Origin of the sequence: Alteromonas sp. MMG017 (assembly GCF_018100795.1) — a bacterium.
Lineage (GTDB): Bacteria > Pseudomonadota > Gammaproteobacteria > Enterobacterales > Alteromonadaceae > Alteromonas.
Window position 1 is genome coordinate 292,846 of the sequence record NZ_JAGJDY010000005.1, and the last position, 15,185, is coordinate 308,030.

The following is a 15,185-nucleotide window of genomic DNA, read 5'->3' on the forward strand; positions in this document are numbered from 1 at the left end:
AATTATGAAACGCGTAAGTAGTTTTTTCGTCTCGGTAGTGATGTTTTCTTGCATTGGCTTTTCCGCTGTCGGTGATGATTTGGATATCTACTTAGGCACGGCCTCAGAGTCGGCAACTTATAATCCAAATGTACTTTTTATCATGGACACCTCCGGCAGTATGACGGGCAAAGATGGTACCGGCCAATCCCGTATTCTAAGAGTACAAAATGCCCTTAAAGAGGCGTTAACCTCAGCCACTAATATAGATGCAGGCCTTATGCGTTTCTCAGACTATGGTGGCCCTATACTTTTCCCAGTAAGCGGAATTGATGACGCCATTCAACCGGAACTCATCACATCAATAGGCGCAAGTAGCCACGACGCATCAGAAATCAACGGGACGGTAAATACTACGGCTAATGACCTAGTATTGAGTTCAGGCACAAATGTTGTCACATCAGGAATGCGTTTTACTGAGATGAATATTCCTCAGGGGGCCACGATAGTGAGTGCGCACCTTCGTTTTACGTCAGAAAAATTTAATATAGCAGGCACCACACTCACCATAAGCGGCGAGGCGTCAGCCACTAGCACGGAATTTTCCACGGCATATAATAACCTTTCTTCAAGAACGAAAACCGCGTCAGAAGTTGAATGGATAAGTAATAATGACTTTCCATCTGCTGATGAGATCATTGCCACGCCCGATATCTCATCGGTTATTCAAGAAATTGTAGATTTGCCACAGTGGTGTGGGGGGGACGACCTCAATATTCTCATAGAAGGCACAAGTTCAGATGCTGCTAGCAGCCGTGAAGCCCGAGCATTTGACGCTGGGCAAACCGGATCACCTCAATTGGTGGTGTCTTATGATGATGCAACCGCTACAGGTTGTATCAGTGGTGAAAGTGTTTACCAGGTTAGCCGTTCTAACGACAACATAGAAGAAAACAACAACGGGTATGAGAATACAGGATCAGAGCTTACTTTCTCAGGCAGCTACAACAGTTATATCGGGGTTCGATTTCAAAATGTAAACATCCCTCAAGGCGCTGAAATTTCCGAAGCTTATATAGAACTTACCGCTTATAGCAGCTACAACACTAATAACTCGAGCATGTTAATCCGCGGTGTTGCAGATAATGATGCTGACGACTTCTCCTCAGGCAATCGTTATTTGCTTAGAAATATTGGCAAAACGTCGGGTGTAACCTGGAACATGGGCTCGTTCTCATCGGGTAACGATTACGCTTCACCGGATATATCTGGTGTAGTTAAAGAGATTGTAGATAGATCGGGCTGGCAATCCGGTAATGCGATGGCGTTCGTGTTCAGTGACTTTACCGGTTATCGAGGTGCGTATACCTACAGTGGCTCCCAGTCTTCCGCGGCAAAATTAGTGGTTAAGTTCAATGGTTCAGCCTCGCCTGGGCAGACATCGACAGTAAGAGAACACCTAGTTAGTAAAGTGGATGAGCTTACCGCCAGTGGTTATACACCCATCGTAGATACCCTTTACGAAGCTGTAAACTATTACGGCGGCAGAGATGTTGATTACGGTCTAACCCGTGGTAATTATAATGTTTCAAACACGGTGAGGAAGAATACGCGAGTCAGTCATAGAAGTTCTTATTTGGGCGCAGATGCGGTTCAACCCAATGGGTGTTCCGATGACAACCTATCTGATAGCGACTGTATTAATGAATATATCCCTAGCGGGGCAACCTATATATCACCGGTTAGCGATCTGCAGTGCCAGACCAACAACCACATTGTTTTACTTTCAGATGGTGAAGCAAACAATAACCACAGTGTATCCCTCATCGAATCATTACTAGGTGAAAGCTGTACCGGTAGTGGCGGCGAAAAGTGTGGTTTAAATCTGGTTAAAAATGTCAGTGACTCCGATACGTCGGTTATTGGACGCCGCGTGATCACCCATACGATAGGATTTGCGGCGAATAGTACTGCCAACAACTTCTTAAACCAGCTGGCAGTGCAAAGTGGTGGTGGGTTCTATCAAGCCGATGACAGCACTGAACTGCTTGAGGCATTCAACACTATTCTACGCTCTGTAAAAGATGTTAATTCAACCTTTGTATCACCCGGTGTAGCGGTGAATCAACTTAATCGCTTGACTCATAACGACGAACTCTACTTTGCGTTGTTTAAGCCCAGTGAAGGTGCCATATGGCCAGGCAACCTTAAACGTTACCGATTAGATGGTGAGAATATTTTAGATCAAAACGCATTGGTTGCTGTCGATGGTGATACGGGGTTCTTTAAGGATACCTCTCATAGCTACTGGTCGACCCTTGCAGATGGTAGTGATGTTCGAGAGGGCGGTACCGCGAGTAAAATGACCTCTAACCGTAATTTATATGTTTTCGATGGTGCTGGAAATATTGTTCAATCTAGTAACGAACTGCATGAAGACAACAGTGATATTACGACAGCATTATTAGGTGTAGATGATGAGCTTGATGCAGAAGAGCTTCGCGAAGTGTTGCTTAAATGGGCACGGGGCGTAGATGTCAAAGATAATGATGGCGATGGTGATACTACTGACTATAGGCTTCAAATGGGCGACCCCATTCATTCACAGCCTGTAGTAGTCAATTACGGTAGTACAGATTCAGCCATACTGGTTGCCACAAACCAAGGTATGCTGCATTCGTTTGATGCAGAAACCGGCGAAGAAAACTTCGGCATTATGCCTAAAGCGTTGCTGCCTAACTTGCACCACTTTTATGAAGATATCTCTACGTTTAATCACGTTTATGGCTTAGACGGCGAGATGGTGTTACGCACAGTGGGCACATCAACTTACTTGTATTTAGGGATGCGCCGAGGTGGCCGGAACTATTATGTGTTTGATATAACTCAGAAGACCTCGCCAACCGTTAAGTTTGTGATTGAAGGCGGCACCACGGGTCTTGAGAAATTAGGCCAAACATGGTCGCGCCCCACTATTACAAAAGTGCGCTACGGCACCCAAGAGAAAAATGTCATGATCATCGGCGGCGGTTACGATGACTCGCAAGATGATAAATCAGTAAGAAGTGCTGATGCTGTTGGAAATGCGGTATATATGTTCGATGCCGACACTGGAAGCTTACTTTGGCACGCCAGTAATGCTGATGCAGATTTGAATCTAGTTGATATGAACTACAGTATACCAGGTCGTATATCTGTTATTGACAGAGACAACGATGGCTTTGCTGATCATATGTATGTAGGTGACATGGGTGGGCAGCTGTTCCGTATGGACATTTATAATGGCGAGTCGGGCAGCAACTTTGTAAAAGGGGCTAGGTTGGCAGATTTTGCTGGAGACACCGCTGAAACTAACCGCCGTTTTTACTATGGTCCTGATGTATCGGAAGTCGCGCTGGGTGACGAGTTATATTATGCCGTGGCAATGGGCAGTGGATGGCGAGCATCACCGCTTGATGTCACAGTTGAAGACAATTTTTATATGCTAAAAGACGAGGGGGTATTTAATCGCGATGCGAGTGGTCAATTTACCTTCATGAGTACGGTATCTGAGTCAGATTTATATAATGCTACCGAACATTTGCTCACCAGTAGTGATGAAGGCGAGCAAGGTGTAGCAGCATCAAGCTTTGCGAATAAAGCGGGGTGGTATATAGAGCTGACTACCGATGGCGAAAAAGTATTAGCGTCACCTTTAATAGTAGATTATAAAATATTCTTTACTACTTATGTGCCTGCGGTAAGTAGCACCAGTTTGTGTGCGCCGCCGTCTGGTAATAGCCGCGCTTATCTCGTTAATTTATTCAATGCTAATGCCGTATCAGACCTCAATAATAATGGCGAACTCGATAGTTCTGACAGATCAGTAGAGTTACAGCAAACAGGAATAGCACCAGAGACTAAAATTCTTATTGAAGATATAACCAGCCCTGTGGTGTGCCTTGGTACCGAGTGTGCATCTACTGTTATCAGTGTCGACGATGATGGCAACGAAGAGGATTGCGGTTCAGCGTTTGAGTGCTTAGCGCAAAATATTTACGGCAAGTTTGAGCGAATACAACGAGGCAGTTGGCATTCCGAAACTGAGCGAGAGGATACATCTCAGTGATTAGTAGTAACGAAAAAAACAAAGGCTTTTCCCTTATTGAATTAATGATAGTGGTGGCCATTGTTGGCATTCTTGCCAGTATTGCTTACCCGTCATATCAGTCTTTTATGACAGATGGATATAGAGGCTCCGCGCAAGCAGACATGCTGGCATTTGCTGCTGCAATGGAACGTCATCATAGTGGCTCTTTTAGTTACCAAGGTGCGGGCGCAGGTGGCGGAAATACGGGGGCACCAACCATATTTGCTACTTACTCTCCCTCAACCGAAGCGGCGGTGAATAAACGCTACAACCTCACCATAGTGTCTGCCGATGCGACCAGTTACCAGTTAAAAGCAACGCCAGTAAGTGGTACAGCGCAGGCTGCTGATGGCGCGCTGTTTTATTTTAGTGATGGCCGCAAAGGCTGGGACGTAAACAATAATGGTTCGCTGGCGACAGGCGAGTATTGCTGGTCTTGTTAGCAAGCTAAGGCGTTGCGGGTGAAAGGGGCATTGACGGCACTAGCGGCCCCATGCTCATCACATCTTGCCAATGAGATTGATACGGCGGTGCCACTACAACCGTCAATGTTAAGTTAATAGCTTGGCTTTCAGTTTTTACTTTTTCGATAAGTTCTTGCGCGTCATCAGGCGCCTCTTCTGCATTTATTTCTTCAGTTGTCGTTTCATTCCCTTCACTAAGCGTTTTATCGGTATGGGTTTTATCGGTAAGTACAGCTTCATCTGTATAGTTAAACTTGGGCAAAGGTTCTACAACTTCGACTAAGGTCACGGCTTTTAACCCGCTTGTGGTAGACGAGGGGGTAATGGTGGTATATGCATCCTGATTCGTATTCACATTTATTAGTAAATTAGTTTGGTCGGTCTCAAGCTGATGTTGTGCTTGCTGCACCTTGTTTAGTTGCTGCCATTGTCCATATATTTGCTGATAAAGCTTAAGGCCTGCGGTAAAGGTGAGTGCAAAGAGTCCTGATGCAATTATTACCTCTATGAGCGAAAAACCTTGGGTCTTTTTAATTAAAGTCATGCCAACTCCCGGGGATAGGTTGCATCTTTTGCAAACCGCTAGATTGTTGAAGGGCGCGTAATACGCTTAGATTGAAATCGATGTGCCCATGGAAAACCCTAGTGACGTCTTCATTACTTACCATGGCGCCTACAAGCTTGGCCGAAGAGGCGATAGTGGCGACAGGGGAGGCAGTGGTGATAGGGATGGCTGAAGAGGTAGCAAAGGTGGCAGAGGCCGAAGAACCCGCGGGCGCACTGGTTTCGCTTAATATCACCACTAACCCGTAAATTTGGGCATGGACATCAAGGGTGAAATCTCCCTTTTCTACTACAAGTAAAACAGGGTGACTCGCTGACCCTATGGTTTCACTGCCCGAAATATGGCAGGAACCACGCACCCAAAGCACAAGGTGGTGGGTAAGGCCGTCGCAGTTATCTGTTATGCGAGGTTCTGGAAAATACATTGGCGTAAAATCACTGTGGTGACGTTCAAATAGATGAGGAAGTATATTGTTAGTCGCACCTGTGGCTACGCCGGTGGCAGGAAGACGAACTATAGCGGGGTGGCGTAAAAAATCTTGTCTAATGAACAGTGACGTTACACGGTGAGTAATGGCCACTGAAAACAAGGTTAAATGTTGTGAATCACTTCCTACATAGTGGGTTGCTGACACAGATGCGCGGGTGAATAAACTCGCGGTTTGCTGCCAATCTTCGCTAGTACGCAGCTGTTCGGTTAACTGGGTTACGTCGTTGTGCAATACATTCATCACTTCGTTATAAGCAATGCTGCGCTTACTGGCTTGAAACTCGCTTGTAAGGAGTGAGCTGGTTGCCCAAAGTGCCAGTGTTATTAAGCTCAGCAGTATACCCACTATGCTCAATAATACGGCGCCTTTTATGCGAATCGACCCTTTACCACCCATAGTAGCTAGTGAGGGTGTAGCGGGTGAACATAATGAAAAATAATCAGTGCTACATCGCATTGGCAACTCGTATATGCAGATGTTGCGCTGCGGTAAGCTGTGCAGACGCTTTGCTTTGCACAGCCAGCTTAATCTTGTAAACAGGGGCATGGTTTACCTCACCGTGCAAAGAAATAGTGAATTGGGTGACGTGTAATTCTGATGTGTCGGTTAGATCATGCCATCCACCTTGTTCGCAACTTTTACTGGCTACACGGTACTCAAGGGCTTTGTTGCGCAATCGAAAGCCTAACAATTCGGCGGGGTTTTCTTGGCTAATATCGCCATCAGTATTTTTATCATAAGAAAATAAGACACAGGAATTTTCAACTTCTAGCGGATGATGGCTGATGTTAATAGCGGGCGGTAGTAATGCGCTGTTGGCAAAAACTTCTTCAAAAGGGCGAGCTATGTATCCTGCCCGCTGTAGTTGTAAAGAAAGCGAGTGACTAATAAGTCGTAACTCACTTTGCAGTGCTAATTGTTGTTGAAAATAACCGAGTTCTTTTGAAATAGTAGCCGCCCCCATGGCAGAAAAAAGCACTAATGTTGTACTAATTGCCATGGTTATAGTGAGCTCTACTAGGCTAATGCCAGATAACCTTAACATAGAGGAATCCCCTCTAATGCGGTGGACGTGCAATACCGTACCCGGCCAAGATTATTAATGATAACTTTACCGGTATATCGAGCGTTAGTTATGCTTACTGTCATTGCGCTGCCGAAGCTCATTCCATGCGTTCCATCGAATGTCAGTAACGATTTTTTATTGGCTGGACTCGTAATGACGGCATGATAGTTTTGCATAACAAGCCGTTTCCGCTGGCTAAAAACGTGGCAACTACTAGCTGCACTACAATCGCAGTCACTTGCTGACGTTATACTGATGCAATGATTCGCTGAAGCGTCGACAACCAAAGTAACTGGCTTTCGCTCAGCGATAGAAAGCGTACGGGCGTACTTTGCGATGTCTGCGGTATGCTTTAATGCACTTTTTATGGCGCTTGCTTGCCGCCATTCAACAAAAGAGGGCACGGCTAAAGCACTGATAATGGCCACAATGCAAAGCACTACAAGTATCTCTAACAATGAAAATCCATCTACTTTGTGTAAAACCATGCCTTAGTCCGGTTATTTGTCGTTTGTTTGCTGTTAGGTTTACAGCATAACGAATCAACAAATAGAGGGCTGCTGTACCATGGAAGGGAAAATCAATTTAATCAAAATGTGGGGTATTACATTAATCGAGCTTTTGGTCGCTGTTGCGATTGTGGGTATTGTTTCTATGTTTGCCATTCCTAGCTACTCATCAACCATCGCGCTTGCGAATAAGCATGAAACCATTAGCTATTTACTTTCTTTGCAAATAAAGCAAGAAAGGTACTGGTTGAGTGAAGGTAAATACTCGGGACTTAGTGGGTTGCCAGCACCCAATATAGACGGCGTTACACTGACTTACAGCGAATCTAAGGATGGAAATTATAGCATTGTTGCGTCTTTAGGCTTTTTGGATAAATCTAATCCTTGTCGGTTGCTGACCATTACCCCTCACGAGAATTTACCTCATGGGTGTTGGGGAAGGTAGCCTGTCTTTGATATGAGGTATCATTATTTTTCCGCTATAGAACACCGCAGCAAGGCATTAGGGGCAAGTAAGGGCAGTGCCAGATAAATCTTCATTAACGCCATCATCGTCACTGTCGATGGCTACAGATATTCTACCGAAGAGTGATAATAAGAGGGCAGAAGCATACGAGGCATCTTTGCTGCTAGGGCAAATGGTAATGGTTGCACTGGTGCTAATACTGCCTTGTTCAGAAAAAGAAATAGCTCCCGAAATGCCACTGATTGTATTACCTGAATTTAGCGGATCGCTGCTGGCAATAAGGGCTTCACTACTGTCTCTGCTTCCATTTGTATTCTCATCAATAAAGACCATCTTGGCGTTGGCCCAGTCGCTTACACACGTATCGTAATTCGTAGTAGGGCAAAGTATTACGTCAAACTGTTCATTAACGGCACTAAACCTAGCTTGCTGTGCTATCGCGCTTAACGTATTGATGTCGCCGGTTACTCTATTTTTGACTAAAATACTATTAATAGATGGGGCAACAACCCCTACTAAGATTGCCAAAATGGCTACCGTAATTAGCATCTCTAAAAGAGTCAGGCCGAACTGAAGACGCATAGCGCTAGAAGACTTTGTTTTCACTGATATTTATTTACTAAGTTAGTTTAATACTGATAATAACGTTAGCCTCTAAATTTACAACAATAGATACAAACGCGCGGGAACATCCAAGGTAAACCAATTTGCCTTGAAATGGGTATAAAAAAAGGCGTGTAGGCATGCCCTAAGATACAAAAAGCAACGAATTTTAGTGATTAATGAAGTTTGAATTCTTTTACCACTAACATCTAAGGCAAGTTTATCGTAAACTCAGGTATCAGGACGCCCACTCACTAATTGGACATTATAATGCAAAAACAAGCAGTTATTGAAGAAATGAAAGTGCTGCCTGAAATTGATGTGGCATTTGAAGTTACTCGTCGAGTGGCTTTCATTAAAAAGCAGCTTCTTACGTCAGGTTTAAATTCACTGGTGCTAGGCATTAGTGGTGGTATCGATTCTTGTACGTTGGGCAAATTAGCCCAGTTAGCAGTAAATGAGTTAAACCAAGAAAAGCACGAAAATTTTCAGTTTGTCGCCGTCCGTTTACCTTATCAAACACAGGCCGACGAAGCTGATGCTCAATTGTCGATAGACTTTATTGACCCTTCCCATTCCGTAACGGTGAATGTGCAGCCCGGGGCAGATGCTATTCATGCTGCTACCACTGAATCATTATCAAGCGCTGGTTTATTACCTGAAAATGAAGCAAAGCGTGACTTTGTTAAAGGTAATGTAAAAGCACGAACCCGTATGGTGATTCAGTATGAAATTGCCGGAATGGTCGATGGACTCGTGTTAGGCACAGACCATTCAGCTGAAAATATTACCGGTTTTTATACAAAGTATGGCGATGGAGCGTGCGATTTAGCGCCTTTGTTTGGGTTGAGTAAACGCCAAGTTCGACAACTGGCCTCGCATTTAGGTGCACCTCAAACCGTTATCACTAAAGCGCCCACCGCCGATCTCGAAACTCTCGCGCCGCAAAAAGCTGATGAACAGGCCCTTGGCATGACGTACGATCAAATTGATGACTTCTTAGAAGGTAAATCAGTTTCTGCCGAGGTAGATGAAAAGTTGCTGTACATTTATCAGCGTACTCAGCACAAGCGCGTACCTATTCCAACCATTTATGATGAGTAGTTACCATGAAAAAGATTGAAGCGATAGTCAAACCGTTCAAGATGGACGATGTAAGGGAAGCATTAGCCGAAGTTGGTATTGCTGGAATGACAGTGTCTGAAGTTAAAGGCTTCGGGCGACAAAAAGGACATACGGAGCTTTATCGCGGTGCCGAATATCAAGTGGATTTTCTGCCTAAAATTAAGATTGAGCTAGTGCTTGATGATGAACGAGTAGAGCAGGCGATTGAAGCCATCGAAAACTCAGCAAAGACAGGCAAAATTGGTGACGGCAAAATATTCGTATTCAACGTTGAATCAGCGGTTCGAATTCGTACTGGTGAGCAAAACGAAGATGCACTATAAATAGTCGCAACTGACTAAAGATAAAGCCTAGCGTTGCATCCTTGCTTAACGTTAGCGTATGTAGCGTTAGCGCTAATATCAAAAAAGGGAGCCTTAGGCTCCCTTTTTAGTCAGTATTACACTTACCGTAGTAAGGCAACTTAGTGATCGTGTCCACAGCCGCCTGGCGTATGGGCATGGCCATGCTCTAACTCTTCAGCAGTAGCGTCGCGTACATCTACCACTTCTACATCAAACGTAAGCGGAATACCTGCAAGTGGGTGGTTACCGTCTACCACCACTTCATCATCAGATGTTTCGATTATAATGACCGATTGCTCACCTTCAGGTGTGGTTGCACGAAAAGACATGCCAACTTCAACGTCCATGCCTTCAAACATTGAGCTAGGTACGCGCTGAACGAGTTCATCAATACGTTCACCGTAGGCTTTCTCTGGCTCAACAGACAAGTTGAACTTTTCGCCTTTTTCTTTCCCTATCAATGCGTCCTCTAGTCCCTCAATAAGAAAGCGGCGCCCTTGAAGCACTACAAGCGGCTCCTTACCGGCTGAAGAATCAAGCTCGGTACCGTCTTCGGTTGAAACGGTGTAGTGAAGGGTGACAACGCTGTCAGAGGTTATAGTCATAATTTGTCCTGTAGTTTTGCCCTGCTGGGCGATGGTTATAAATTTGTTTAATGCTTATTTACGTTTTTTCACCAGTGAGCTTTTTGCCTGCTCAATGCTGTACGGTAAGGGGCTAGGGTAGCAGGTAATTTCAACTTGATCAGCTAGGCGATGAATATCTTGCTCAGTGGTATCGTTTGAAAGCACGGCCATAAACCAGGTTTCTTCACTAAGTTCAGCTTTTCGAATGACCATGCCAGCGCGACGCCAGTTCTCGCCTAATTGCTTTTCTAGCGTATCGCCAGCGTTGATGTGAAACGCTTTTGGCACTGAGAAACTATAAGCTGCACGCTTGTTCTTACCTAAAAATCGAGTGCGAGCAACTACTTCCTGGCCCATATAGCAGCCTTTGTCAAAATCGATACCGTTGAGTGCCTGTACGTTCATCATTTGGGGAACGTACTCACTGATGCCGGTTTCCTGAATAGAAGGTATCGCACTTTCTATCATAATAGCATCGTATACATTTTGTTCAAAAATGGCGCCGTTAGTATCTTTAATTTTTTGCTCAAACTCAGCGACTAAGGAGGAATTCAGTACCACAAAATAAGCAGCGCGTTGAGTATCACTTTTAAATACCCACCCTGCGTCACTATGTACACTGGTTAATGGCTCACTAGGAAGGGTGTCAAAATAGCTGGCAAGCAACATTTGCCCTAGGTTTTCACCTAAGAAGAATTGCGTGTACTGATTTGATTCATCGGTTATATCTACCTTTGAAAACACACCGTACTTATTCAGTTGAGCAAGGGAGTGAGCACCAGAGTCTTTGTTGGTTAGCATGAAAATAGCATTTTCATGACGACCATTTTCATGGCGACCATTATCATGGCGACCCACAAACGAAATAGACCACGTTTTTCCTTTGTTGTCGCAATGGGCACAATGCCTTACCGTATTCTCATCTAAGGCGTTGACGTTAACCGTCACTTGTCCATGCAGGTAGCTATCAGCTTGCTCGCCTTCCAGCTTTATTAGCATGTTGTCTTTTAACTTAATTGCATAGTGCGAAGGTAAATCAGAAAGAGTCGTTAACGCTGTCATCAAAGATTCCGAATGAAGAATTTATAATGTAGTAGGTGAGGGGTTTGCGCGCTTTATCAAGGGTAAGCCGTGAGATTATCGCATTTTGAGGGGAATTCGTGTATCACCAGACACTATCGAAGCAGGTTTCTGTCTAAAAGGGCAGTGATCCTTCGCCCTTCACCGTGGTAATATGATGATAGTGTTAAAACAATAATTAAGAATGTGAATATATGTTTGAGCCAAAAAGACGCGCTAGATTAAAGTGGGCATGCCGCAGAGGGATGTTAGAACTTGATGTGTTACTCATGCCTTTTGTTGATGAAGCCTTCGACTCGCTAGATTACGAACAACAAGAAATATTCGAACGCTTACTTACCAGCGACGACCCGGACTTGTTTGCATGGTTTATGGGCCATCAACAATGCCAAGATCCAGAACTTGCTGGTATGGTGTCTACTATCGTTAATCGTGTCAAAGTACAGGGTTAAACTCACTTACTCGCCATGGAGACATGCAGTAGGAATGCTAATTCTTATTGCTGCTTTAGGTTTCAGTATTGTAAATTTACCCGAAGCCGTATGGACTTGGATAAGTCCAAGTTGGCTTTGGTTGTGCGCGCTGATGTGCATAGCGTTTTGCCGGAATGCATGGCGTAAATTAAGCAAACCGACAGCGGCGCCATCTAACGATGTTTACACGCTTACAGACGATGGTTCATTGCGGGCGTTGATGGTATCGGGTGAAGAGGTTTATTCGCCAGCGGTGAATCTTCATAAATCGTCATTATTGTTTCCATGGGGTCTAACCCTAAATGTGGAACGAACTGCGCGAAAATGGTACCAGCCGTATTACGAGCATGTACGCTGGGTATTAAAAGGTGAATGCTCTGAGGCAGATTATCGGCGGCTTTGCCGAGCAATAATCTTCGCTCAAGGAGCAGGCCAAACAAGGAATAACATTGATGTTTCGTGAGTATGCAAAAGCTTTGTTTAAACGTGTCGATACCCGACAGTTAATGCAATTCAAACCACCCACATTACCGCCTCGCATTTACACTAAGCAGATTAATATTGATAACAAACACTACGGTGCGTTCTGTCAAGAAGTGGCGTGGCCAGATGCAGCAACCATGCATCCTTTGTATCTGCAAATGCTGTCTTTGCCCCTTCAAATGCAGTGTTTGCTTGATAAGAAAAGCCCGTTTCCTTTGCTAGGATTAATACATGCTGCCAATCGGGTAGAAGTGCTAGAGGAATGCGATTTAAGCGAGACGTTTGAATGCCGCGTGCGATTCAGCGATGTTAGACCGCACTCGCGTGGCTGGGAAGTTGATGTTTCCTTAGACGCTTTTCAACAAGGGCGCTGTGTTTACAAAGCAATCAGTAGCTACTTGGTGAAGGTGAAAGCGGTACACGTGGCACCTAGAGCTCCGCTGCAAGATACCACTGAAAGCTGTGTCGATAGCCCTAAAAACTTGCTTGCAGAGCTCGATGTTACGTCGGACACCGGCCGACGCTACGCGAAAATTTCCGGCGACTATAACCCCATTCATTTATTTGGACTAAGTGCCAAAGCGTTTGGTTTTAAACGCCCAATTGCCCATGGAATGTGGACACTTGCCCGCGCGTTATCATTTGTACCCGTATCGGATGGTCAGCATATTTCAGATGTGGTTTGTCGTTTTAGACGACCCGTTATGTTGCCTTGCAGCATTAATATCTATCAAATGTGCCGTGATGAAGACCGCTCCATTCTGGAGATTACCAGCAGTGATGATCAGCAAGTACATTTAGATGCAGAGGTATCGACACTTTAATTTGCAGTTGAAGTTGTTATTTCGATACGATATCAAAGCGGTGATGATTAACCGGTAAGTCGACCTGTTTAGTTCGGTGTATTCAAAAAATAACAAATCGAATTCAACGTTTAGCGCAAGGTAAAACGTGAAGCGCAAGGTAAATAGAAAAGCCCACTTCTCAATATAGCGAAGTAAACATGCTGTATTAGGAAGCGGGCTTTTTGTATTTCTATTGTAATGCCAAGTCACCTTGGGGCTTTAAGGGGCGGTGTTAACTCACCCCCCAAAGTTAAGAAATAAGTGTCCCTGGCACCGAAGGTAGCGCATCTTTCTCGGGACACAAAAAGGTAGGCGTCGGATTTTCAATTTGCCCAGGATGATCTAGGTTGAAGTGCAGCCCCCGACTTTCTTTTCGTTGCATAGCGCAGCGCACAATCAATTCAGCTACGGTAACCAAGTTCCTTAATTCAAGAAGGTTATTACTTACCCTAAAGTGTGCGTAGTATTCGGCAATTTCTTGTTCCAGCAAGTTTATCCGCCGCATAGCGCGTTCTAACCGTTTATCGGTGCGAACAATGCCAACATAGTCCCACATAAATAGGCGTAGTTCGTGCCAGTTATGCTGAATAATAACTTCTTCATCAGAGTCTGATACCTGACTTTCATCCCAAGGCAAAATGGCTTCTTCACAGGAAGCTGAAGGTAACGTAGAGATAATATGCTCGGCGGCAGCACTGGCAAATACAACGCATTCAAGTAGCGAGTTAGAAGCCATGCGGTTTGCGCCGTGTAAGCCGGTATAGGCAACTTCTCCTATCGCGTACACGTTGGCTAAATCTGTTTTTCCATTAAAGTCGGTTACCACACCGCCACAGCTGTAATGGGCTGCGGGCACCACTGGAATAGGCTCTCGGGTGATATCTATGCCTAATGAGCGGCATTTACGATAGATATTTGGAAAGTGTTTAACAATAAAGTCAGCAGGCTTATGACTGATATCTAAATACATGCAGTCAGCCCCAAGGCGCTTCATTTCATAATCGATGGCACGGGCAACCACATCCCTAGGTGCTAAATCGCCACGCTCGTCAAACTTGTGCATGAAACGGGTGCCATCGGCGTGACATAAGTTCGCGCCTTCACCACGAAGTGCTTCGGTAATAAGAAAGTTTCGGGCTTGCGGGTGGAATAAACACGTAGGGTGGAATTGATTAAATTCCATATTGGCAACACGACAACCCGCTCGCCACGCCATTGCAATACCGTCACCGCTTGATACATCTGGGTTAGAGGTATATTGGTATACCTTGCTTCCACCGCCCGTCGCTAGTGAAATAAAGGGCGCGCGAATAACTTCAACATGCTCTTGTTGGCGGTTCCATACATACGCACCAATAACCCGCTTTTTATCATCCTTCGATGGAATAAGGTCGATAGCGTTGTAACGTTCAAAAACGTGAATGTTAGGGTGAGCAGAGACAGCATCATTTAATGTTATTTGCAGCGCTTCACCGGTGGCATCGGCGGCGTGAAGAATGCGTCTGTGACTATGCCCACCTTCGCGGGTAAGGTGGAAACGTTCTTCACCAGACTCCGTTGTTTCGGTATCAAAGGGCACACCGTAACCAATAAGCCAGCTTAGCGCTTCTTTTGCTCGTTCGGTAGTAAAGCGTACGGCAGGCTCATCACATAAGTCGCCGCCCGCTTTTAACGTATCTTGCACATGAGCATCGATAGAGTCTTGCTCATCGAACACCGCAGCAATGCCGCCTTGGGCATACCGGGTAGACCCTTCATTACGATCGCTCTTGCTGAGCACAATAACCTGACAGTGGTCGGCAAGCCTAAGTGCAAGGCTAAGCCCCGCGGCGCCGCTACCTATAATCAGTACATCACATCGATGTTCAATGGAATTTGATGTGGAAGTTAGTGAAGATGACACTGATTTCATGTATTTTTGTATATATTAAACGAGCA

Annotated in this window: 16 protein-coding genes; 8 read left to right on the forward strand and 8 right to left on the reverse strand. The window is 45.0% G+C overall.

Annotated elements, in window-relative coordinates:
• The first annotated feature begins 4 nt into the window (after positions 1 to 4).
• On the forward strand, positions 5 to 4,087 hold the full coding sequence (locus J8L84_RS10180; protein WP_211070594.1) for a PilC/PilY family type IV pilus protein: 4,083 nt from the start codon (positions 5 to 7) through the stop codon (positions 4,085 to 4,087).
• The gene (locus J8L84_RS10185) at positions 4,084 to 4,551 is read left to right on the forward strand and encodes a type IV pilin protein (RefSeq protein WP_211070595.1); all 468 of its coding nucleotides are present in this window, start codon (positions 4,084 to 4,086) and stop codon (positions 4,549 to 4,551) included. Before J8L84_RS10180 ends, J8L84_RS10185 begins: the two co-directional genes overlap by 4 nt.
• Positions 4,552 to 4,555: 4 nt before the next feature.
• Here the strand turns inward: J8L84_RS10185 and J8L84_RS10190 are convergent, their stop codons facing one another.
• Genes J8L84_RS10190 through J8L84_RS10205 form a run of 4 tightly spaced genes read right to left on the reverse strand, consistent with a single transcriptional unit; the run spans position 4,556 to position 7,181 of the window.
• Positions 4,556 to 5,116: a prepilin-type N-terminal cleavage/methylation domain-containing protein gene (locus J8L84_RS10190; protein ID WP_211070596.1), complete on the reverse strand. Its 561-nt coding sequence runs from the start codon at positions 5,114 to 5,116 to the stop codon at positions 4,556 to 4,558.
• Complete coding sequence (locus J8L84_RS10195) at positions 5,103 to 6,083, reverse strand: hypothetical protein (RefSeq protein WP_211070597.1); 981 nt, start codon at positions 6,081 to 6,083, stop codon at positions 5,103 to 5,105. The genes J8L84_RS10190 and J8L84_RS10195 overlap by 14 nt, the downstream gene beginning before the upstream one ends.
• Complete coding sequence (locus J8L84_RS10200) at positions 6,073 to 6,672, reverse strand: hypothetical protein (RefSeq protein WP_211070598.1); 600 nt, start codon at positions 6,670 to 6,672, stop codon at positions 6,073 to 6,075. Before J8L84_RS10200 ends, J8L84_RS10195 begins: the two co-directional genes overlap by 11 nt.
• Complete coding sequence (locus J8L84_RS10205) at positions 6,666 to 7,181, reverse strand: prepilin-type N-terminal cleavage/methylation domain-containing protein (protein ID WP_211070599.1); 516 nt, start codon at positions 7,179 to 7,181, stop codon at positions 6,666 to 6,668. Before J8L84_RS10205 ends, J8L84_RS10200 begins: the two co-directional genes overlap by 7 nt.
• Positions 7,182 to 7,260: 79 nt before the next feature.
• On the opposite strand from J8L84_RS10205, the gene J8L84_RS10210 reads away from it, so the two are divergent.
• Entirely contained in the window at positions 7,261 to 7,647 is a 387-nt protein-coding gene (locus tag J8L84_RS10210) for a prepilin-type N-terminal cleavage/methylation domain-containing protein (RefSeq protein ID WP_211070600.1), read from the forward strand.
• Between the two features lie 57 nt (positions 7,648 to 7,704).
• On the opposite strand, the gene J8L84_RS10215 is transcribed toward J8L84_RS10210, so the two are convergent.
• Positions 7,705 to 8,274, reverse strand: a complete 570-nt coding sequence (locus J8L84_RS10215) for a GspH/FimT family pseudopilin (RefSeq protein WP_211070601.1) — start codon at positions 8,272 to 8,274, stop codon at positions 7,705 to 7,707.
• 267 nt (positions 8,275 to 8,541) lie between these two features.
• Here J8L84_RS10215 and nadE point away from each other — a divergent pair, with 267 nt between their 5' ends.
• Both nadE and J8L84_RS10225 read left to right on the forward strand, forming a co-directional pair.
• Positions 8,542 to 9,375, forward strand: a complete 834-nt coding sequence (gene nadE / locus J8L84_RS10220) for an ammonia-dependent NAD(+) synthetase (protein ID WP_211070602.1) — start codon at positions 8,542 to 8,544, stop codon at positions 9,373 to 9,375.
• A gap of 5 nt (positions 9,376 to 9,380) precedes the next feature.
• Positions 9,381 to 9,719: a P-II family nitrogen regulator gene (locus J8L84_RS10225; RefSeq protein ID WP_211070603.1), complete on the forward strand. Its 339-nt coding sequence runs from the start codon at positions 9,381 to 9,383 to the stop codon at positions 9,717 to 9,719.
• 140 nt (positions 9,720 to 9,859) lie between these two features.
• Here the strand turns inward: J8L84_RS10225 and J8L84_RS10230 are convergent, their stop codons facing one another.
• Together J8L84_RS10230 and J8L84_RS10235 are read right to left on the reverse strand one after the other, a co-directional pair.
• On the reverse strand, positions 9,860 to 10,345 hold the full coding sequence (locus J8L84_RS10230) for a peptidylprolyl isomerase (protein ID WP_211070604.1): 486 nt from the start codon (positions 10,343 to 10,345) through the stop codon (positions 9,860 to 9,862).
• Between the two features lie 54 nt (positions 10,346 to 10,399).
• The gene (locus J8L84_RS10235; RefSeq protein ID WP_211070605.1) at positions 10,400 to 11,428 is read right to left on the reverse strand and encodes a glycine cleavage system protein T; all 1,029 of its coding nucleotides are present in this window, start codon (positions 11,426 to 11,428) and stop codon (positions 10,400 to 10,402) included.
• A gap of 212 nt (positions 11,429 to 11,640) precedes the next feature.
• Between J8L84_RS10235 and J8L84_RS10240 the strand changes: the two genes are divergently transcribed.
• Genes J8L84_RS10240 through J8L84_RS10250 form a run of 3 tightly spaced genes read left to right on the forward strand, consistent with a single transcriptional unit; the run spans position 11,641 to position 13,226 of the window.
• The gene (locus J8L84_RS10240) at positions 11,641 to 11,898 is read left to right on the forward strand and encodes a succinate dehydrogenase assembly factor 2 (RefSeq protein WP_013783338.1); all 258 of its coding nucleotides are present in this window, start codon (positions 11,641 to 11,643) and stop codon (positions 11,896 to 11,898) included.
• 34 nt (positions 11,899 to 11,932) lie between these two features.
• The gene (locus J8L84_RS10245; protein ID WP_211070606.1) at positions 11,933 to 12,382 is read left to right on the forward strand and encodes a protein YgfX; all 450 of its coding nucleotides are present in this window, start codon (positions 11,933 to 11,935) and stop codon (positions 12,380 to 12,382) included.
• Positions 12,372 to 13,226 (forward strand): MaoC/PaaZ C-terminal domain-containing protein, encoded by an 855-nt coding sequence (locus J8L84_RS10250; protein WP_211070607.1) that lies wholly within the window; start codon positions 12,372 to 12,374, stop codon positions 13,224 to 13,226. The genes J8L84_RS10245 and J8L84_RS10250 overlap by 11 nt, the downstream gene beginning before the upstream one ends.
• Before the next feature lie 271 nt (positions 13,227 to 13,497).
• On the opposite strand, the gene nadB is transcribed toward J8L84_RS10250, so the two are convergent.
• Positions 13,498 to 15,159 carry an L-aspartate oxidase gene (gene nadB, locus J8L84_RS10255; protein WP_211070608.1) on the reverse strand — a complete coding sequence of 554 codons (1,662 nt, stop codon included), beginning with the start codon at positions 15,157 to 15,159 and terminating at the stop codon, positions 13,498 to 13,500.
• Positions 15,160 to 15,185 lie beyond the last annotated feature (26 nt).